The organism is Flavobacterium gelidicaeli, from assembly GCF_013294005.1.
Classification (GTDB): domain Bacteria; phylum Bacteroidota; class Bacteroidia; order Flavobacteriales; family Flavobacteriaceae; genus Flavobacterium.
The window spans coordinates 1-19,176 of record NZ_JABSNK010000002.1; the positions used below are offsets into that span (position 1 = coordinate 1).

General features: G+C 34.2%; 17 protein-coding genes. 5 read left to right on the plus strand and 12 right to left on the minus strand.

All coding sequences use genetic code 11. The annotated features are described in order from the left end of the window. Window positions 1–61: 61 nt before the first annotated feature. From HNP99_RS02705 to HNP99_RS02735, 7 genes are all read right to left on the minus strand, one after another. Window positions 62–472, minus strand: coding sequence for a hypothetical protein (locus HNP99_RS02705; protein ID WP_173851046.1), 411 nt, complete (start codon window positions 470–472; stop codon window positions 62–64). Window positions 473–524: 52 nt separating this feature from the next. Next, window positions 525–785: a DUF3781 domain-containing protein gene (locus HNP99_RS02710; RefSeq protein ID WP_173851048.1), complete on the minus strand. Its 261-nt coding sequence runs from the start codon at window positions 783–785 to the stop codon at window positions 525–527. 394 nt (window positions 786–1,179) lie between these two features. Beyond that, window positions 1,180–1,926: a succinate dehydrogenase/fumarate reductase iron-sulfur subunit gene (locus HNP99_RS02715; protein WP_173851050.1), complete on the minus strand. Its 747-nt coding sequence runs from the start codon at window positions 1,924–1,926 to the stop codon at window positions 1,180–1,182. A gap of 44 nt (window positions 1,927–1,970) precedes the next feature. Then, window positions 1,971–2,333 (minus strand): four helix bundle protein, encoded by a 363-nt coding sequence (locus HNP99_RS02720; protein WP_173851052.1) that lies wholly within the window; start codon window positions 2,331–2,333, stop codon window positions 1,971–1,973. 41 nt (window positions 2,334–2,374) lie between these two features. After that, entirely contained in the window at window positions 2,375–4,375 is a 2,001-nt protein-coding gene (locus HNP99_RS02725; RefSeq protein WP_173851054.1) for a fumarate reductase/succinate dehydrogenase flavoprotein subunit, read from the minus strand. A gap of 12 nt (window positions 4,376–4,387) precedes the next feature. Continuing rightward, complete coding sequence (locus HNP99_RS02730; RefSeq protein ID WP_173851056.1) at window positions 4,388–5,053, minus strand: succinate dehydrogenase cytochrome b subunit; 666 nt, start codon at window positions 5,051–5,053, stop codon at window positions 4,388–4,390. 528 nt (window positions 5,054–5,581) lie between these two features. Beyond that, window positions 5,582–7,063 (minus strand): helix-turn-helix domain-containing protein, encoded by a 1,482-nt coding sequence (locus HNP99_RS02735; RefSeq protein WP_173851058.1) that lies wholly within the window; start codon window positions 7,061–7,063, stop codon window positions 5,582–5,584. Between the two features lie 118 nt (window positions 7,064–7,181). On the opposite strand from HNP99_RS02735, the gene aceB reads away from it, so the two are divergent. From aceB to HNP99_RS02750, 3 genes are all read left to right on the plus strand, one after another. Then, on the plus strand, window positions 7,182–8,783 hold the full coding sequence (aceB, locus tag HNP99_RS02740) for a malate synthase A (RefSeq protein ID WP_173851060.1): 1,602 nt from the start codon (window positions 7,182–7,184) through the stop codon (window positions 8,781–8,783). Window positions 8,784–8,987: 204 nt separating this feature from the next. After that, window positions 8,988–10,280 carry an aminopeptidase P family protein gene (locus HNP99_RS02745; protein WP_173851062.1) on the plus strand — a complete coding sequence of 431 codons (1,293 nt, stop codon included), beginning with the start codon at window positions 8,988–8,990 and terminating at the stop codon, window positions 10,278–10,280. 17 nt (window positions 10,281–10,297) lie between these two features. After that, on the plus strand, window positions 10,298–10,546 hold the full coding sequence (locus HNP99_RS02750) for a (2Fe-2S) ferredoxin domain-containing protein (protein WP_173851064.1): 249 nt from the start codon (window positions 10,298–10,300) through the stop codon (window positions 10,544–10,546). 68 nt (window positions 10,547–10,614) lie between these two features. Here HNP99_RS02750 and HNP99_RS02755 read toward each other — a convergent pair whose 3' ends face one another. Together HNP99_RS02755 and HNP99_RS02760 are read right to left on the minus strand one after the other, a co-directional pair. After that, window positions 10,615–11,142 carry a ferritin gene (locus HNP99_RS02755; RefSeq protein ID WP_173851066.1) on the minus strand — a complete coding sequence of 176 codons (528 nt, stop codon included), beginning with the start codon at window positions 11,140–11,142 and terminating at the stop codon, window positions 10,615–10,617. Window positions 11,143–11,229: 87 nt separating this feature from the next. Then, on the minus strand, window positions 11,230–11,586 hold the full coding sequence (locus HNP99_RS02760; RefSeq protein ID WP_173851068.1) for a hypothetical protein: 357 nt from the start codon (window positions 11,584–11,586) through the stop codon (window positions 11,230–11,232). 333 nt (window positions 11,587–11,919) lie between these two features. Between HNP99_RS02760 and HNP99_RS02765 the strand changes: the two genes are divergently transcribed. Together HNP99_RS02765 and HNP99_RS02770 are read left to right on the plus strand one after the other, a co-directional pair. Further along, window positions 11,920–12,720 carry a TIGR00266 family protein gene (locus HNP99_RS02765; protein ID WP_173851070.1) on the plus strand — a complete coding sequence of 267 codons (801 nt, stop codon included), beginning with the start codon at window positions 11,920–11,922 and terminating at the stop codon, window positions 12,718–12,720. 264 nt (window positions 12,721–12,984) lie between these two features. Continuing rightward, complete coding sequence (locus tag HNP99_RS02770) at window positions 12,985–13,767, plus strand: alpha/beta fold hydrolase (protein ID WP_173851072.1); 783 nt, start codon at window positions 12,985–12,987, stop codon at window positions 13,765–13,767. Here HNP99_RS02770 and HNP99_RS02775 read toward each other — a convergent pair. The 3 genes from HNP99_RS02775 to HNP99_RS02785 form a co-directional block, all read right to left on the minus strand. Beyond that, a complete protein-coding gene (locus HNP99_RS02775) occupies window positions 13,764–14,435 on the minus strand; it encodes an ATP-binding cassette domain-containing protein (RefSeq protein WP_173851074.1) in 672 nt (223 codons plus the stop codon). The genes HNP99_RS02770 and HNP99_RS02775 overlap by 4 nt on opposite strands. Before the next feature lie 402 nt (window positions 14,436–14,837). Continuing rightward, on the minus strand, window positions 14,838–17,603 hold the full coding sequence (locus HNP99_RS02780; RefSeq protein ID WP_173851076.1) for a PD-(D/E)XK nuclease family protein: 2,766 nt from the start codon (window positions 17,601–17,603) through the stop codon (window positions 14,838–14,840). A 63-nt stretch (window positions 17,604–17,666) separates the two neighbouring features. Next, window positions 17,667–19,100, minus strand: a complete 1,434-nt coding sequence (locus tag HNP99_RS02785) for an OmpA family protein (protein ID WP_173851078.1) — start codon at window positions 19,098–19,100, stop codon at window positions 17,667–17,669. Between the last annotated feature and the right edge of the window lie 76 nt (window positions 19,101–19,176).

Consider the following 19,176-nt stretch of genomic DNA (forward strand, 5'->3'; position numbering starts at 1 on the left):
TGACTTATTTTCTCAGTAAAAAACAATAAAACAAACAAAATCAGAACCTACCAAAGGTTTTTTAGATTTTATTCAAAACTTTCGGATAGTAGTGAAAAATTATAAAATTATCTAAGGTTGTGATATAATTAAAAGTAAATTTAAAGCTATCGTATTTTTTAGCTTCATTGATTGATTTATCCAACAATGATTCAAATTTTTCTTTATCAATTAATTTTGAATTATTAAAAGTTATACTTTTTAGACAACCTTTTTTAGAATATGTACAACTAACATTTGTAGATGCATTTGAATGTGATATTTCGCCTAAATCAATATTTCCAATATTCACATAATTTTTTTTAGGCAATTTGATTGGATTGAGGAGCCATGTAGCATTACCATAATTGCTTCTTAATCTGGACCAAAGGCATCGTAAAAACTCATTTGACTCATTGTTAGTTTCAAAATTCAGGCTATATCTTTTTTTCATTTACTCTGCTTTAAAATTTAATCTAACGATGAAAATAACAAAAATTTCATATCTATTTAACAATTCGATCAACGGTTATCACTCGAAAGGTATATGAATTGATGGTAATTCTAATGTTGTTAATTTCGTTTGAAACATAGAAATTCTTACCTGTTTTTTTAAAACAATTGAGTTCGGTTTCTTTTAAAATAGCAGCTAACATTGATTCTATATGATCGTTTGAAAAATTAGTTTTCAATTTTTTGTTTATTCTTTGGTAAACGAGATCTGTGTAACAAAGCTTGTCTAGAATTTCGGTTTTTATTGTATTCATTTTTCGTTTCTTGAACTTTCAAATATAACAAATAATGCGCCACAAATGATTTCATGTACTTTTATGTTAAAATGACTAGTACTCTAAATATTCTCGACTCCGCTCGAATTGACAGCAGAATAAAAACATGAATTTCGAGAGTTTATTAGTTCTCGATTCCACTTGAATTGACATACGAATTTTAAACTATTTTCTTCGGGTGAGGGATAGCAGTGGAAAGCCCACAGCCCGACGAAGGAGGTGCGAGGACTTGAAACGCATAGCCCGACCGGAGCTTTTGCGGAGGGCACCCCAAAAACAAAAAACGCATCCAAATTAATGAATGCGTTTTTTATAATATGGATTCTATGCGTGTTCTCGACTGCGCTCGAACTGACAAAGAATATCTGAAATATTATCCTTTCATGCTTGCTGATAGGTACTCCCTGTTCATGCGAGCGATGTTCTCTAAAGAAATTCCTTTAGGACATTCTACTTCACATGCTCCAGTGTTAGTACAGTTACCAAAACCTTCAGCATCCATCTGGTGTACCATGTTTAATACACGATCTGTCGCTTCAATTTTACCTTGAGGTAACAAAGCATATTGAGAAACTTTGGCCGCTACGAATAACATTGCCGATGAGTTTTTACAAGTTGCTACACAAGCTCCACAACCAATACAGGTTGCAGCATCAAATGCTTCATCAGCATCTTTCTTGTTGATAGGAATTGTATTTGCATCGATTGTATTTCCTGAAGTATTTACTGATATAAATCCTCCTGCATGTTGGATTCTATCAAAAGCACTACGGTTTACTACTAAATCTTTTACTACAGGGAACGCTGCTGCACGGAAAGGCTCGATTGTAATCGTGTCACCATCCTTGAACATACGCATGTGCAATTGACAAGTGGTTACACCTCTATCTGGTCCATGCGCTTCACCGTTGATGTACAAAGAACACATTCCGCAAATTCCTTCGCGACAATCGTGATCAAATGCAACTGGCTCACCACCTTTGCTCATTAAATCTTCATTGAAAACGTCAAGCATTTCAAGGAAAGACATATCTGGCTCAATTCCGTCGATTTGATAATCAACCATTGCTCCTTTATCTTGGGCGTTTTTTTGACGCCATATTTTTAATGTAAGTTTCATTGTATTTTAGTTTATTAGCCAAAAGGCAAAAGGCAAAAGTTATATTACTTGCTCAATGACTTTATAAAGGCGTTTAACATTTTACTTTCTTCAGTGATAATTTGTGTTAGCTCGTTAAATTTTAATTCACTTATAAAACTCAACTCATTTGCAATAATTAATTGTGTTTCTAATTCAAATAAAGAACCTCTCGCAATTTTCAAAAAATGAATATAACTTAAAGTTGAACTTCTACCCCATCCTTCGGCAATATTTGAAGGAATTGAAACAGCTGATCTTTTTATTTGACTTGTTAAACCAAAAACCTCGTCTTTGGGAAAACCTTCTAAATTATTGTAAACAACTTTTACAAGTAAGATGCCTTTTTGCCAAATTAATAAATCCTTATATGTTTTAATATCGCTCATTATCTTTTACTATTGGCTATTGGCTTTTTACTCTATACTTTTTACTTGTAATTTCTTTGAACTAGTTTAACGGCATCAAATACCAACTCTTCTTTATGTAAAACAGCGTCACTTGGTTTTCCTTTGTATTCCCAAGCAGCAACATAAGCGAAGTTAACATCATCACGTTGTGCTTCTCCATCTGGAGTTTGGTATTCCTCTCTAAAGTGACCACCACAAGATTCATTACGGTGCAATGCATCTTTAGCGAACAACTCTCCTAGTTCAAGGAAATCAGCAACACGATTCGCTTTTTCTAATTCTTGGTTGAATCCTTTATCTGTTCCAGGTACTTTTACGTCTTTGTAAAACTCTTCACGTAAAGCAGCAATTTCAGTAATTGCTTCGTTCAATCCTTGCGCATTACGAGCCATACCTACTTTGTCCCACATAATTTTCCCTAATTTCCTGTGGAAATAGTCAACAGAATGTGTTCCATTGTTGTTCATGAATTTATCGATTTGACTTTTCACTCCGTTCTCTGCAGCTTCAAATTCTGGTGTGTCAGTAGAGATAGGTCCCATTTTGATATCTGGAGATAAGTAATCACCAATTGTGTATGGCAATACAAAATAACCATCAGCTAAACCTTGCATTAATGCAGAAGCTCCCAATCTATTTGCTCCGTGATCAGAGAAGTTTGATTCTCCAATAGAGAAACATCCTGGAATGGTAGTCATCAAGTTATAATCAACCCATGTTCCACCCATTGTGTAGTGAACCGCTGGGTAAATCATCATAGGTGAAGTATAAGGATCCTCATCTACAATTTTATAATACATTTGGAATAAATTCCCGTATTTATTTTTTACAACTTCAGTTCCTAATTTAGTTACTGCTTCTTTATCATTAGCATCAACCCCTTTTAAAAAGGCTTGCTCTTTTCCGTAACGTTGTATTGCTGCAGCAAAATCAAGGTAAACTGCTTCACCTGTTTTATTTACTCCAAAACCAGCATCACATCTTTCTTTAGCAGCACGAGAAGCTACATCTCTAGGAACTAAGTTACCAAATGCAGGGTATCTTCTTTCTAAGTAATAATCTCTTTCTGCTTCTGATAAATCAATTGCTTTTTTCTTTCCTTCACGAATTGCTACAGCATCTTCGATTTTTGCAGGAACCCAGATACGTCCATCATTACGTAAAGATTCCGACATCAACGTTAATTTTGATTGGTGATCTCCAGAAACTGGGATACATGTTGGGTGAATTTGTGTGTAACAAGGATTTGCGAAATACGCTCCTTTTTTATGGATTTTCCAAGCTGCAGTAGCGTTAGAACCCATTGCATTTGTTGACAAGAAAAAAACGTTTCCGTATCCACCAGAAGCAATAACTACTGCGTGAGCCGAATGTCTTTCAATTTCACCAGTAATCAAGTTACGCGCGATAATCCCTCTTGCTTTTCCGTTTACGATTACTAAATCTAGCATCTCGTGACGGTTGTGCATTTTTATTTTTCCACGACCTATTTGACGGTTCATTGCAGAGTAAGCTCCCAATAATAATTGTTGCCCTGTTTGTCCCCTAGCATAAAATGTTCTAGAAACTAATGCTCCACCAAAAGAACGGTTGTCTAATAATCCACCATATTCACGTGCCAATGGAACTCCTTGAGCCACACACTGGTCAATAATACTTGTAGAAACTTCTGCAAGACGATGTACGTTTGCTTCACGAGCGCGGTAATCTCCTCCTTTTACAGTATCGTAAAATAATCTAAAAACAGAATCTCCATCTCCTTGATAATTTTTTGCTGCGTTGATTCCTCCTTGTGCTGCAATAGAGTGCGCACGACGAGGTGAATCTTGAAAACAAAAAGCTTTTACGTTATATCCTAATTCTGCTAATGTTGCAGCAGCTGAACCTCCAGCTAATCCTGTTCCAACAACGATAATATCTAAATTACGTTTGTTAGCAGGGTTCACTAAATTAATATGATCTTTATAATCTGTCCATTTATCCGAAATTGGACCATTTGGAATTTTTGAGTCTAATGCCATTATAATTTAATATTAATGATTGAAATGATGAAATAATGCAATAAAAATAAATCCGAAAGGAATGATGAAAGCGAACGCTAGTCCAAAATTTTTCAACCCTTTAGAGTATTTATTATTGAAACCAACCGATTGAAAAGAAGAACTGAAACCGTGTTTCAAGTGTAATGATAACAATACAAATGAAATACAATACAATGCTGTACGAACTGGGCTTTCAAACTTCTCCGCTAATTCATGAAAATACCTTGTAGCGTCTAATGGACTTCCCTCTACATATTTATAAACCATCTCTGGAAACCAGAAGTCATAAAAATGTAAACCTAAAAAAGCTAAGATAACTGATCCTGTAATGATCATGTTTCTAGATGCCCAAGAAGAGTTTGCAGCGCCATTGTTCTTTGCATAAGCAATAGGCCTCGCGCTTCTATTTTTAAAATCTAAAACAAAACCCATAATAAAGTGAAAAATCACCCCTACGATTAAAATTGGTTGAATTACAAATTGAACCAAAGGATTGTTCCCCATAAAATGAGAAATTGAATTGAACGTGTCCGGACTAAACACCGAAGTCATATTAATGAAAAAGTGCTGTGCTAGAAACAACATCAGAAAAAGTCCTGAAAGCGCCATAGCAACTTTTTTAGCTATTGACGACTTCAATAATGCAGATTTTGCCATAAGATTTGAATAATTTGTTTTAAAAAATATTACAAAAATAAAGCAAATAGAGTTGAACTACAACCTTTTCGCTGTTATTTATAATGATTTTAAAGTGTTTTAGCCAAAAAAATAACAATCTCTTAAATACCAACATTTAAAACGCTAAACTACTTAAAGTTAGTTAAACAAAACCTTAAGAAAACATAAAACACCCAACTTTAAATCACTAAATAATTGTCTTAATATTATACCTCTAATTAACAATCTATTAATTTTTATTGTCATTTTCTAAAAATTCGGCAAAAACAAATATTCACATTCGCTTTGAAGTTTTTTATCACTACCGAGTGCCCTCACTTTTTCAAAACTGTTTCTTGTAATAAAAGTGAGAAATAACACTAACTTATTTGAGCACTATCAAAAGTGACCCCTTTAAACTTTGGCGAAAGCCAGACATAAAGACTCAAAATAGGCGATTATGTAACAAAAAAAACCTCGGTTGTAAATTATCACAACCGAGGTTTTAAACTTAAAGCAGTAAATTAATTAACTAAATTTCGCCATGTATTGTTGCACAATTAAATCTGTATTTTCGTTACGCTTTTTTTTCTCTAAATGAATTGGCGGTGATGCGCGTTCAAGACAATCTTTAACTGCACAGGTTTCACAAGTAACCCCAACTAATACTTTTTTAATGGTTCCGTTACCAATAAATTTAAATTTCTTTTTCATTGCAGCACTCATCAAAATACCTACAGAAATACTTCTTAAATAATTTTTTCTAAACGGATCTTGAGTCGCTGATGAAAACACTAAATACTCATTATTACTATTATCATAACGGGACATTTGAGCACTAAAATAATGCTCCTTTTTCTCCGCAATTGCAGCTTCAATTGTTCGTATACAAACCCACCTGCGACAATAGTGCTCATTCATTTCATTAGCGTGCGGCTCTTGTTGATTGGTAATATGAAGCTCTTTTTTTATCTGGTACGTATCCGTTCCTATCTTGTGTGATAAACGCAAGAAAAATAAATTTTTTAACTGAAAATCCTTTGGAAGAATGTTGGTTAATCGTTGGTAAAATGATTCTGGCGACACATTAAATTGATTCATCAACGCTATCATCTCCTCTGCAGTTGGGTGGCTTTTTGAAAGAAAAACATTCAACTCGCCAATCAATTTTTTCCTCGGAATCAACAAAGCTCCAGCAAAATAAGAGGCATAGAAATTATTTAAAACCTGATCAAAATTATCAAATTTTATCCAACTAAATGTAAACAAACGATCCTTTATCTTCAAATAATTATAAGCGATTTCTTTAGCCAAAATAAACGCTTTTTGCTGCTGATCAATCTCTAATGACAACAACAATGTTTTACTTTGAGGTACAAATATGGAACGTAAATCCCCTAACTCTTCCTGCTCTGAGAAAATGAGTTCTTGAATAGTGTACCCATATTCTTCTTTCAAAACTGCCGTTAATTCGTCTAACGAAATTTTCTCATTCATATTAATATGGAACGCTTTGGAGAAATCCAAAACCTTTTGTTCTAAATCATCAAAGTAATTATTTTGCGCTTCTTGATACGATCGCAATGCCGCCAAGAAAAAGCTCTCTCTACTTAAATTATAATGCTGCGCAATTTCAATAATCGTACTTATAAACGCATTTACTTTTGCCGGCGCATTGGCAATAATATCAATTAAATCATTTTCTTGAATCCCGAAAATATCAAGCGGAATCTCTTTTAAAATTCCCGATTTCAAAATTTCACCAATAGGCGCAAGATTGTTATCTAATTTTAAAGACACCATATGATCGTATGAAACCTCTAACTTTTCAGCCAAAAGAATAATCTTATCGGTCTTAGGATATTTCTTTCCCTTTTCGATTTCGTTCAAATACGATTTTGATAATTCTGTGATTTTGGCTAAGCCAAATAAAGACAACGCCTTATTAGTACGCGCTTGCTTGAGCTTAAGCCCAAAAATTAACTTGATATAATCCTTTTCCATATTCATACTTCAAAGATACGCTAAAAATTAAACTGACTAATAAAAAGTTTTCTATAATTTTAGCGTACGTTCGCTTGTTGAATTAAAAACTTTTCGTAACATTGTCGTGCAAAACACCTTAACCATGACACAAACAACAACTACAATCGAAAAAACACTGCAAATTAAAACAGATTGCAATCAAACATTCTCAGAAATACTTACCGAAGACGCAATAGCGTTTCTTACCTCCTTACACGATCGTTTTAATAAAAAAAGAATTGCATTGCTTGAAGAACGCAAAAAACAGCAACTATTATTTGATGCTGGTAGTTTACCTACTTTCCCTCCAGAAACTAAAAACATTCGTGACAATGAGTGGTTAGCCGCTCCCACACCTGATGACTTGCTTGATCGTAGAGTAGAAATCACAGGGCCCGTTGATAGAAAAATGGTGATAAATGCCTTGAATAGTGGCGCTAGAACTTTTATGGCTGATTTTGAAGACAGCACTGCGCCTACCTGGATCAATGTAATGCAAGGCCAACAAAACTTAATGGATGCAGTTAACAAAACCATTATTCTTGAGGATAAAGCAAAAAACAAAAGATACCAACTCAATAATAAGACTGCTGTTTTACTGGTTCGTCCAAGAGGTTTGCATTTACAAGAAAAACATATTTTAGTTGAAGATCAAGAAACTTCAGGATCACTAGTTGATTTTGGATTATATGCTTTTCATAATTTTAAAGAATTATTAAAAAACGGAACTGCGCCTTATTTTTATATTCCAAAATTAGAACATTACCTAGAAGCACGCTGGTGGAATGAAGTAATTGACTATACCGAGGATTATCTTGGTATGCAAAGAGGCACGATAAAAGTGACCGTTTTAGTCGAAACGATTACTGCGAGTTTTCAATTAGACGAAATTATTTTTGAACTTAAAGAACATATCGTAGGATTGAACTGCGGCCGTTGGGATTATATTTTTTCTTACATCAAAAAATTCAGAAATAATCCCGCTTTTATAGTTCCAAATAGAGACCAAGTAAGCATGACATCCCCTTTTATGAATGCGTATTCGCAATTGGTTATTCAGCGTTGCCACAAAAGAAATATTCACGCAATAGGTGGAATGGCAGCGCAGATTCCGATAAAAAATAATCTCGAAGCTAACACAATTGCCTTTAATAAAGTCATTGCTGACAAGGAAAGAGAAGTACGCAACGGCCATGACGGAACTTGGGTCGCACATCCTGACTTGATTCCGCTTGCCATGAAAGTTTTCGATAGAGAAATGCCAACCAAGAATCAGATTCATATTAAAAGAGCCGATCTAAACATTTCCGAAAGCGACTTACTTGAAGTACCCAAAGGAACCATTACTGAAGAAGGCGTTCGTAAAAATATTAATGTTTCTATTTTATATATTGCCTCATGGCTTCATGGACAAGGAGCTGCTGCAATTCATCATCTAATGGAAGATGCCGCTACAGCAGAAATTTCGAGATCGCAATTATGGCAGTGGTTGCAAAACGGAGTTACATTGGATAATAATAAAAAATTAACTAACAGTTACTACCACCGTTTAGCTATGGAAGAATATGAAAAAATAAAAAAATTAGTTGGAGAAGACAACCATCAAGATGGCGAATACAAACTAGCCGAACAATTGCTAGATGTACTGGTTGTAAATCCAAAATTTATTGAATTCTTAACCATACCAGGATACAAATACCTTTAAGTTCTAAAGAGAATAATCAAATAAAAACTCAAAAACAACCGTTAAAACAATACTACCTTTACTAATTCAATTGCGCACTGGTTTGAAAGATTCTTTTAAGCCAATGCGCTTTTTATTGTTTTTTATATAAAATTATGCAATTCGTCATTAGAAACAATTTAATCTTAGTATTTTTGAGTAAACAAAAGTAAAAACTACATTACTATGAAATACCATCAAATTGAGCGTAACTTATTTATAAAAAATCGCGCCAAATTCATGGCTGAAATGAAGCCTAAAAGCGTTGCCATTTTCAACTCTAATGATATTTATCCTATAAGTGCTGATAGCAGCATGCCGTTTGAACAACACCGCGATATTTTTTATCTATCTGGCGTTGATCAAGAAGAAAGTATCCTTTTACTTTTTCCTGATGCTCCTTATGAAGAGCAAAGAGAGATTTTGTTTTTAAAAGAAACGAACGATCACATTGCTGTTTGGGAAGGTGAAAAACTAACTAAAGAACGTGCTCTGGCAGTAACTGGAATAAAAAATGTGCATTGGTTACAGGATTTTGATAAAATCCTGAACGAGATGATGACCTATGCTGACACCATGTACATTAATACCAACGAACATTATCGTGCAGCTGTGGAAACAGAAACTCGTGAGGCTCGTTTTGTAAAAAAATGGAAAGAAAAATACCCAGCACACGCTGTCGCAAAAAGCAACCCTATCTTACAACGCATTCGCTCGATCAAAGAAAGTGAAGAGATTGACTTGATTCAGCAAGCTTGTAACATTACCGAAAAAGGGTTTAGAAGAATTCTTTCTTTCGTAAAACCTAATGTAATGGAATACGAAATCGAAGCTGAATTTATTCACGAATTCATTCGTAACCGTTCTAAGGGTTTCGCTTACACTCCTATCATTGGTTCAGGAAACAGCGCTAATGTGTTGCATTATATTGAAAACAACCAACAATGCAAAGCGGGTGATTTAATTTTAATGGATGTAGGTGCTGAATATGCTAATTATTCTAGTGATATGACGCGTACAATTCCTGTTTCTGGTAAATTCTCTGACCGACAAAAAGCAGTTTACAATGCGGTTTTGAAAGTGAAAAATGAAGCTACAAAAATGCTTGTTCCTGGAACTTTATGGAAACAATACCATATTGAAGTAGGTAAACTAATGACATCAGAGTTGCTAGGTCTAGGATTAATCGATAAAGCCGATGTGCAAAACGAAAATCCAGAATGGCCAGCGTACAAAAAATACTTCATGCACGGAACATCACACCACATGGGTCTAGACACACACGATTACGGATTACTAATAGAGCCAATGCAAGCCAATATGGTTTTTACAGTTGAGCCTGGAATTTACATTCCTGCTGAAGGTTTTGGAATCCGTCTTGAAGACGATGTTGTGATCCAAGAAAAAGGAGAACCTTCTAACTTAATGCGCAATATCCCAATTGAAGTAGACGAGATTGAAAGTCTGATGCAGTCTTAATATAAAATTGTATCATTATGAGTAAGATAACATTTCCCAACAGAGCCATTTTCATGTGTAACGGAAGCAAATGTGGCAAACACAAGGAAATCAAAAAATACATCAAGCAGATTAACAAAGAAAATGACACTACAGAAAAGATTGAAATCTTTAAAATGGAATGTTCTGATCGTTGTAAAAGTGCTCCAATAGTCTATTATCAGCCAGAAAATGTTTGGTTAGAAAAAGCAGATGTTGAAATGTGCAAAAAATTAATTGAGAAATAACGGTACAAAAAAAATGCCCTTACTGCTTTGAAACAGTAAGGGCATTTTTATTATCGTCTTGAATTTATTTATTCAACCGAACCTATTTTTGCAATTTGAACATCAAGTTCAAACTTTCCAGTGGCACTGTCTTCGTCAATTAATTCAAAAAGCTCTAGCGCTCTTCTTGCATGTTTTTCTTCTTCACGTTGCTCAACAACATACCACATCATAAACTCTTCTGTAGCATAATCATTCTCCAATCTACACTTTGCAATTACCTTATTGATTGCATTTGTAACCGCAATTTCATTGTCAAGAGCAATTTCAAATACTGATTTAAATGAAGCAAATTCTTGTTGCACTTCAGCAACAGTAGGTGTAATCGCAATACCACCAGCTTCCGTAATGTACTTAAAAATCTTAAGGAAATGTGCTCTTTCTTCCTCAGATTGTTTGTACATATAATCCGCTGTGTTCGCAAATCCATTTCTATCCAACCAGGAAGCCATGGCCAAATATTTATTAGAAGCGTCACTTTCTATCTTAGACTGTAAATTTAATATCGTTTCTATACCTTCTTGCAAAGACGAGTTTGTTCTCAATAAATCTTTCATAATTTCCTTCTTTAAAAGTAAAATTACAAAAAAATTATCCAAGAAGAGAACCTACAATTCTCTTTGTATTTATTCTAAATTAATAGATTAGGCTACTTCTACGCTTAAAACCGAATTAAGCATCGAATACAAATTAAGTGTGAATTTGGTTCCATTTAATAATTCTCTGAGTTGAACTATTTCACAAATGGTAAGATTTCGAGAAAAATTTCTTTTAGTAGTTTCAATCAACTGCGCATCTGATTGATCAGACAGATCATAAAGCATCTCCAAAATCAAGACACTATTCACCTTTCTCTGAAAAATTAAAAAATCACGCACCTTGTAGCTAGAAGTAGTACCTACAAAGTGAATGACGATACTATTTGTTAGGTCGCATTGATAGCTATAACCGTTTGCCGTTTCAAATAATACGTTATTCTTCAATTGATTAAACTCTGACATTACATTAAAATTTTATAACGCAGCAAATTTAAATAAATAAAACCAAAACATCAATTATAATTAAGACTAATTTTAAATAAGAACGTTTTTTAACTATTTTTGATTTTTCGGGTATTCTTTTTTGGAGCACATCGACTCCTTTTTACAATTACGACTCGTCCTGCTGTACGTTATATCTCTTGTACCGCTATCGCTTTACAAGAGGATGCCACTTCCATCAGGGCTACCAACAACAAATGCTTTTCATAAGTTGGATTCAAAATCAAATGCGAAAATTAATGTAACATTTAGCCTTAAACATCAACTAACTAGTTCAATCAAAAAACAAAAATCATGCAAGCACACGAAATAGATTACGAAATTTTTGGGGAAGAAATGCAATACGTCGAAATCGAATTAGATCCACAAGAAATTGTAATTGCTGAAGCAGGAAGTTTCATGATGATGGACAATAACATCCAGATGGAAACCATTTTTGGAGATGGATCAAAACAACAATCTGGAATTTTTGATAAACTACTAAGCGCTGGTAAAAGAGTCTTAACAGGCGAAAGTATGTTCATGACTGCCTTTATCAATCAGCATCACAGTAAAAGAAAAGTATCGTTTGCTTCTCCTTATCCTGGAAAAATCCTTCCTATTGACTTAACCCAATTCCAAGGGAAATTCATCTGTCAAAAAAGCTCTTTTTTATGCGCCGCAAAAGGCGTTGCTGTTGGAATCGAATTTTCTAAAAAATTAGGCCGTGGTCTTTTTGGTGGTGAAGGTTTCATCATGCAAAAAATTGAAGGAGACGGAATGGCATTTGTACATTCTGGAGGAACTATGGCTAAAAAAGAATTAAAAGCTGGAGAGATTTTAAAAGTAGATACGGGTTGCATCATCGGTTTCACTAAAGATGTTGATTATGATATCGAGTTCATTGGCGGAATCAAAAACTCCATTTTTGGAGGCGAAGGATTGTTCTACGCCACGCTTCGTGGTCCTGGAACCGTTTATGTACAATCTTTACCATTCAGTCGCCTTGCCGATAGAATCATCGCATCAGCACCCAAAGCGGGTGGAGAAAGCCGTGGCGAAGGCAGTTTATTAGGTGGATTAGGGAATTTATTAGACGGAGATAATCGTTTTTAATATTTAATAATCCTGAAAGATTTTAAGAATCAGGCTCAGCATCTACAAACGGCTTTCAGAATTGGAGGTCGTTTTTTATTTTTAAAAAAAGTTGATAGAAATTAATAAATTTGAGGTCTAGCCACGATTGCAGCGGCATCCTTTTATCCCGATACTTATCGGGATAAAAGATAGAGCGGAAAGCGGGACAAATCATGAAATATACGGCGAGCCTATGCTCCTAAAAAAATAAATAGTGCTACTTTTGTACTCTAAAATTTGGATTTGAACACTACACAATTTAAAAACACAAGTATTGCCTATACTGATACTGGCAAAGGAACGGCAATTGTGCTACTACATGGTTTTCTTGAAAATCAACAAATGTGGGATTCCTATATCGTTCCTTTTACAAAAAAATACAGAGTCATAACCATCGATTTGTTAGGCCATGGTGCAACCGAATGTTTGGGCTATGTACACAGTATGGAGGACAATGCTGATGCTGTTCATGCGGTTTTATCTGAATTACGCATTCGGAAAGCTATTTTTATTGGACATTCTATGGGCGGTTATGTAGCGCTAGCTTTCGCGGAGTTGTATCCTGATTTTATAAAAGGTCTTGTTTTATTAAATTCTACCGCAAACGCAGATAGTGAAGAACGCAAAATCAATCGAGATCGCGCGATCAAAGCAGTTAAGCAAAGCTATGTTGGTTTTGTAAGCTTGGCTATTGGTAATTTATTCAGTGAAAACAACCGAGAAAGATTGCGTACCGAAATTGAAAATGTAAAAACTGCAGCTTTAAAAACGCCCCTACAAGCCATTGTTGCTTCTCTGGAAGGAATGAAAATAAGAGTGGACCGCGAAGTTTTACTTCACCAGACAACGTATCCAAAAATGCTTATTCTTGGCGAAAAAGATCCTGTTTTAAATTATCAAGAAACAAAAAAACAAATTATAAATACAAATGTTGAATTGGTTACTTTTCCTGACGGACACATGTCATATATCGAAAATCAAGAGGCACTAACTACCATTTTATTAGACTTTTTCAAGAAAATTTAAAGAGCTCCTTCTCTCAAATAGCCCATTTCAATCAATTCCTTTTTAGTGGTTAAATGGTGCGCTTTCCCTTCTTTCATTAGTATTAACTTAGTTGCAATCGCAATTACGATTTCATAATTATGATCGGTAATTATAATTCCTTTTTGTTTTGCATGCCGTTGTAATAACAGATTGACTTTCTCAACTGCTATTGGAGAAAGCCCATTGTAAGGCTCGTCTAAAAGCACAAATTTAGAAGCGTTACACAAAACCAACTTGATTTCAAGATACCGTAATTCTCCTCCTGATAAATGACTGATTTTTTTTGTTCGTATAGCTTGGATGGATTCGTCTTCATAAAACGCTTCGATTTTATTATTGCCTAATGACAACGAAATAGCTTTAGCAACCGATAACTGATTTGGTATAAAATTATCCTGGGACAAATAACTTATTTCTTGAAACAATTCACTAGTTTTACTTTTTACGACATTATCAACTCGCACAAATTTGAAATCGGCTTTTTCAATACCAAAAATAATTTTCAACAAAGTCGACTTCCCTGAACCATTGCGACCCAACAAACCTATTATATCATTTGTTTCACACTTTATATACACATCTGAAAGAATCGATTTATTATCAAAACTTTTCTGTACACTATCGATTTCTAGTATGTGTTTTTTCAAAATAGTTTGCTGATGAAATTAAATAGAAGACTTATAAAAACAAGTGCCACAAAATTGAAACACCAAGCATACAACCACAACTCAATTTTAGAAATGTTGTTATTGTAGTAAAATAAATATTCGTTTTTAGCTTTAATTTCTTTGGTTAATAAACTTATACCAAAACCCACCGTTAAGAACGTGTACTTAAAAGCAAAAAAACCTAAAAAAAGAACAGGTAACACGCAAAAAGCTAAATTAATAACTAAGGTGCTTTTAAAGAATTCGAATATGTTAAGCGCTTTTTTGATGTTTATTATTTTATGTAAAGAAAATAAATTCTCACAATTAAAACACTAAAACCATGTTAATTAAAACCTTGCACAGCTGTCAAACTTATTTTGCACAATTAGCCGTTAAAAACTAAACTACTTTTTCTTCAAACGGAATGTTTTTATCTAAAATCTCTTGCAGCAACAAAACAATTTGCTCTAGGTAATTACTCATTATCGTTTCGTTTACAATGAATTCGCTTTCTTTTTCTTCTTTAAAATTAAAAGGTAAAAATCCAGATTTTAAATTTTTGAATGAAATAATTCCCGCTTCAATGGGTTTTGAGTTGGCTAATTTTTCATACATAAAAGCATACGCTAGAACCTGAATAATTTTATCGTTTTTAATATCCTCCGTCAATCCTTTCCAAGTTTTAAGTATTACACTCGCTTTTTCTACCTTTCCTGTTTTGTAATCTACAATTCTAATATTGCCGTTGCGCTCTTCAATTCGATCCACATTACCTTTAATCAGCACTGGAAATGGTAAATTAGGATGCGTTAACGTTCTTTGAAAAGTTTCTTCTAAAGCAATAATCTTGATTGCATCGCCACTTTTTATACTTTCTAATTCTACTTTTAAGAAATTAAAAACATTACGTTTAGCCACCTCAAAAGCAAGTAGATTTCTTCCTTTATTAATCTCTCCTTCTTTATAAACCACCTTAAATTGTTTGAGTACCTCAACATCTATTAATTTAAAGCAGTTTTCAATATCAGCCTCTGAAATAAACTTGCCGACAAATGGATCATACAACGCTTTTAAAGTTTCGTGAATAATGGTTCCCAAGGTATTCAAAGCAATATTTTCTTCGACTTCTTCGACTTCACGAATGCGCAGTATCTTTTGAAAATAAAACTGAATTGGATTCCGAATATAACTTGTCAATGCCGAAGGCGAAAAACCAGCTGCAGCAATCTCTTTCAAGCGTACCATCGCACTATCTGATTTTTCAATAATCATAGGTTTATAAGCCGTTTCGGGTAATACGGCATTATAAATCTCATGCGATAAATTGTGATTGGGTTGTTTTTCCACTTCAAGCTGCGTAATAAACCTGCTTTTCTCACCAGCATCTAGTCCGTCACTCTCAGTATTATAAAGCAAATAAATATTTTTGGCGCGCTGCAATAAATGGTAAAAGTGATAAGTATAAATCGCATCTTTTTCCTTAAAAGTGGGCAATCCTAACTCGCGTTTCACGTCATAAGGAATAAAGGAATTCTGCGATTTTCCCGCTGGAAACTTCCCTTCATTCATTGACGTTACAATAACCGTATCAAAATCAAGGACGCGACTTTCTAAAACACCCATTATTTGCAAACCATTAAGTGGTTCTCCTTCAAAAGAAACTTCGGCCAGGTCAATCACTTGTTTGTATATGGCGTGTAGTGTGTCAATTTTATCAATATGCGTGTGTTGTGAATAATAATTAATCAGCTTATTGATGACTTTAAAAATAGCAAAAACAAATGCTTTAGTTATTTTCTCTTCCTCATTATCATTACTCAAATTACTCTTGATCGTTAACAATAAATTAGAAATCATTTGCAAAACAGCCATGGAACCATTGTCCCATTTGGTAAATAACAACGAGAATAATTCTGTGGGTTCTGGATTCAGCTCCATTACCTTGTGATGCGTAATAAAAGTATAATTATTTTGATTGATTGTATTGACCAATCCAGTAGTTTTGGCGTAGGGTTCCACTAATGGATGCGTCAAAATATCCAAAACATCTTTATAATACAACACATAACTTTTTGCATTTCGAGACAAAGCGTTAGTATGCATTTTGAATAGTTTGGCAATCAATATTTGTGCAGGATTGTTCTTGCTCGAATAACCCATTGTAATATTCAAAGCGCCTACGGTTGATGGCAATGAATACAATAGCGGTACCAACACATTTTCCTCACCTAGAACAACGGCAACTTTATCCAGCGAAGCTGTTGGGTTTTCATTGATGATTTTTTCTATTATAGTTCCTGTAATTTTGGCTTGCCCAATAGTTTTGGGTGTACCAATAACTTGAATATTTTTTGTTTCAGCAAAATCATTTACAATCCATTCAAAAGGGTTGGATTTATAATGTTTCCAGTTCACTTTAAATCGTCTTAAAAAAAGCCCTGCGTCATGATACGGATCATTTAAAAAGGTTTGATCTGCATCCCAGTATATTTTGGCTTGGTTCGAAGCAATAAGATGTTGAATTATTTTTTCTTCGGAAGCATTTAAGGCATTAAAGCCTGCAAATACATATTTTTTATCTGTAATTGTTTTTGAAAAAGGAATGAGATTGTCAACTGCCTGACGGTAAATTAGTCCTTGGTATCCGATCCCCTTTTTAAGAAGGTGCGCATAAAGCGCTTGATAGTAATTAGGTAGTAATTTCCAGAAATCAATGTAGTTTTCGAGTAGTTGTGTTTTATTCTCCACTTCTATTCCCCATTTTTTGATATCCTCAATGTCTTTTAGGTAAGACAAAACATGGGTTGGATCTAATAAATAGCGATCAATCTCATTAAAATCTTGTAAAAGCATTTTTGCCCAATTGGCAAATAACTCAAACGATTGTTGACTGGATTTTTCAGTGACCGACAAATATACTTCATAGAATTCAAACAATAACTCTATAGGGTCAATAGTGCGTATAGCTGCAATATCTTGAATAAAATCCTCAATACTAATAATTTCCGGAGAAAGTATATTAGCACTCACTTGTTTTTTTAAGGCTTCGATTAAGAATATCTTAGCTCTCTTATTGGGTAAGACTACAATAGTATCCGATAATTTATCGGAGTAATCTTGAATTAAAACTTGTGCAATTTTATCTAAAAAAGAAGAATTTATCATTTCATAAAAATAAAAAAAACGCCCCGATAAATCGAGGCGTTTTCTAAAATATTTTGAATGAAATTAGTCTTTGATCAAAGAAACTTCAACTCTTCTGTTTTCAGCTTTTCCTTTAGCTGTTTTATTAGAAGAAATTGGTTTAGTTTCACCAAAACCAGTAGATTTCAATCTATCAGTATTAATACCTTTCTCAACTAAATAGTTTCTTACAGCAGAAGCTCTGTTTTCAGATAAAGTTTGGTTTAATGCATTACTTCCATCACTATCAGTATGCCCTTCAATCATAAAGTTTGAATTTGGATACTCTTTTAAGATATCAGTGATTGATTGTAATACTGCAAAAGTTTGTTCTTTAAAAGAAGCTTTTCCAGAATCAAACAAAATCGTTTTACCGTAGTCATTTAATTGTTTGATAACTTCAGCAGTAACTTCTGGACAACCAGAGTTAGCAACAGTTCCTTTAACAGTAGGACATTTATCATCTTTGTCTAAAACTCCATCTCCATCAGTATCTGGCCATGGACATCCACCATTTTCTTTAGGACCTGCAACGTTAGGACATTTGTCATTTTTGTCAGCTACACCATCTCCATCAGTATCAGGACATCCGTTTAATGATTTAGGACCAGCAACTTCTGGACAAGCATCATCTTTATCAGCAATTCCGTCTCCATCAGTATCAGGACAACCATTAAATTCTTTAGGACCAGCAATTTCTGGACAAGAATCATCTTTATCAGCAATTCCATCTCCATCAGTATCAGGACATCCGTTAAATTCTTTCAAACCTGCAACGTCTGGACAAGCATCGTCTTTATCGTAGATTCCATCTCCGTCAGTATCTTTTCCTCCAAATTTGAAGATAATACCAGCAGTATGTTGGAAATGAGATGGAGCATCTGGAGTCCCAGAAACATCTTCTCTATCACCAAAAGATTTTTTGTAAGATGTCTCAAGAGCTAAACCTACATTTTCAGTAAACCAAAAAGTTAATCCAGCACCTGGGTTAAGTGTTCCGTAGCTACTATCTCCGAAGAAAGTATAACCACCACCAACATGTAGTGAAGGATCGATAACTTTAGAGTTAATTAAAGTCATAAAACTGTATTTAACGCTTGCGTCAATACCGTAGTACATTAAGTCACCAGGATTAGAAACTACATTTCCGCGAGCATCGTGCCCTAAAGCTGTAGGATCAAATTTTACATATTTATCAATTTTATTAACAGATCCTTGTAATCCAAAAGAGAAATTATCTCCAAGATACTTAGATACACTAATATATGATACAGAAGGCAAAACGTTCCAATTATCTTTAGCAGCAAATGGCTGAGAGAAATGTTGATCTAACCATCCATTACCTCCAGTAGCACTAGCTCTAGTGTCTACAGCATTGGCTCCAAATGAGATAGCCCATGGGTTGTTACTGTCTTGTGCTTGAGAATTTAATCCCATAACCATCATAGCAGCAACTAAAACTTTGTTAAGATGTTTCATACTTATTATTTTTAATTACAATTTTAGTTAATTACATACAAAAGTAACGCCTTAATTACTAATTACAAAATCTAAT

What these genes read in the sequence shown, in the direction of transcription:
- HNP99_RS02705 (WP_173851046.1), bottom strand. Translation starts at nt 472, where the DNA reads ATGAAAAAAAGATATAGCCTGAATTTTGAAACTAACAATGAGTCAAAT.
- HNP99_RS02710 (WP_173851048.1), bottom strand. Translation starts at nt 785, where the DNA reads ATGAATACAATAAAAACCGAAATTCTAGACAAGCTTTGTTACACAGAT.
- HNP99_RS02715 (WP_173851050.1), bottom strand. Translation starts at nt 1,926, where the DNA reads ATGAAACTTACATTAAAAATATGGCGTCAAAAAAACGCCCAAGATAAA.
- HNP99_RS02720 (WP_173851052.1), bottom strand. Translation starts at nt 2,333, where the DNA reads ATGAGCGATATTAAAACATATAAGGATTTATTAATTTGGCAAAAAGGC.
- HNP99_RS02725 (WP_173851054.1), bottom strand. Translation starts at nt 4,375, where the DNA reads ATGGCATTAGACTCAAAAATTCCAAATGGTCCAATTTCGGATAAATGG.
- HNP99_RS02730 (WP_173851056.1), bottom strand. Translation starts at nt 5,053, where the DNA reads ATGGCAAAATCTGCATTATTGAAGTCGTCAATAGCTAAAAAAGTTGCT.
- HNP99_RS02735 (WP_173851058.1), bottom strand. Translation starts at nt 7,063, where the DNA reads ATGAATATGGAAAAGGATTATATCAAGTTAATTTTTGGGCTTAAGCTC.
- aceB (WP_173851060.1), top strand. Translation starts at nt 7,182, where the DNA reads ATGACACAAACAACAACTACAATCGAAAAAACACTGCAAATTAAAACA.
- HNP99_RS02745 (WP_173851062.1), top strand. Translation starts at nt 8,988, where the DNA reads ATGAAATACCATCAAATTGAGCGTAACTTATTTATAAAAAATCGCGCC.
- HNP99_RS02750 (WP_173851064.1), top strand. Translation starts at nt 10,298, where the DNA reads ATGAGTAAGATAACATTTCCCAACAGAGCCATTTTCATGTGTAACGGA.
- HNP99_RS02755 (WP_173851066.1), bottom strand. Translation starts at nt 11,142, where the DNA reads ATGAAAGATTTATTGAGAACAAACTCGTCTTTGCAAGAAGGTATAGAA.
- HNP99_RS02760 (WP_173851068.1), bottom strand. Translation starts at nt 11,586, where the DNA reads ATGTCAGAGTTTAATCAATTGAAGAATAACGTATTATTTGAAACGGCA.
- HNP99_RS02765 (WP_173851070.1), top strand. Translation starts at nt 11,920, where the DNA reads ATGCAAGCACACGAAATAGATTACGAAATTTTTGGGGAAGAAATGCAA.
- HNP99_RS02780 (WP_173851076.1), bottom strand. Translation starts at nt 17,603, where the DNA reads ATGATAAATTCTTCTTTTTTAGATAAAATTGCACAAGTTTTAATTCAA.
- HNP99_RS02785 (WP_173851078.1), bottom strand. Translation starts at nt 19,100, where the DNA reads ATGAAACATCTTAACAAAGTTTTAGTTGCTGCTATGATGGTTATGGGA.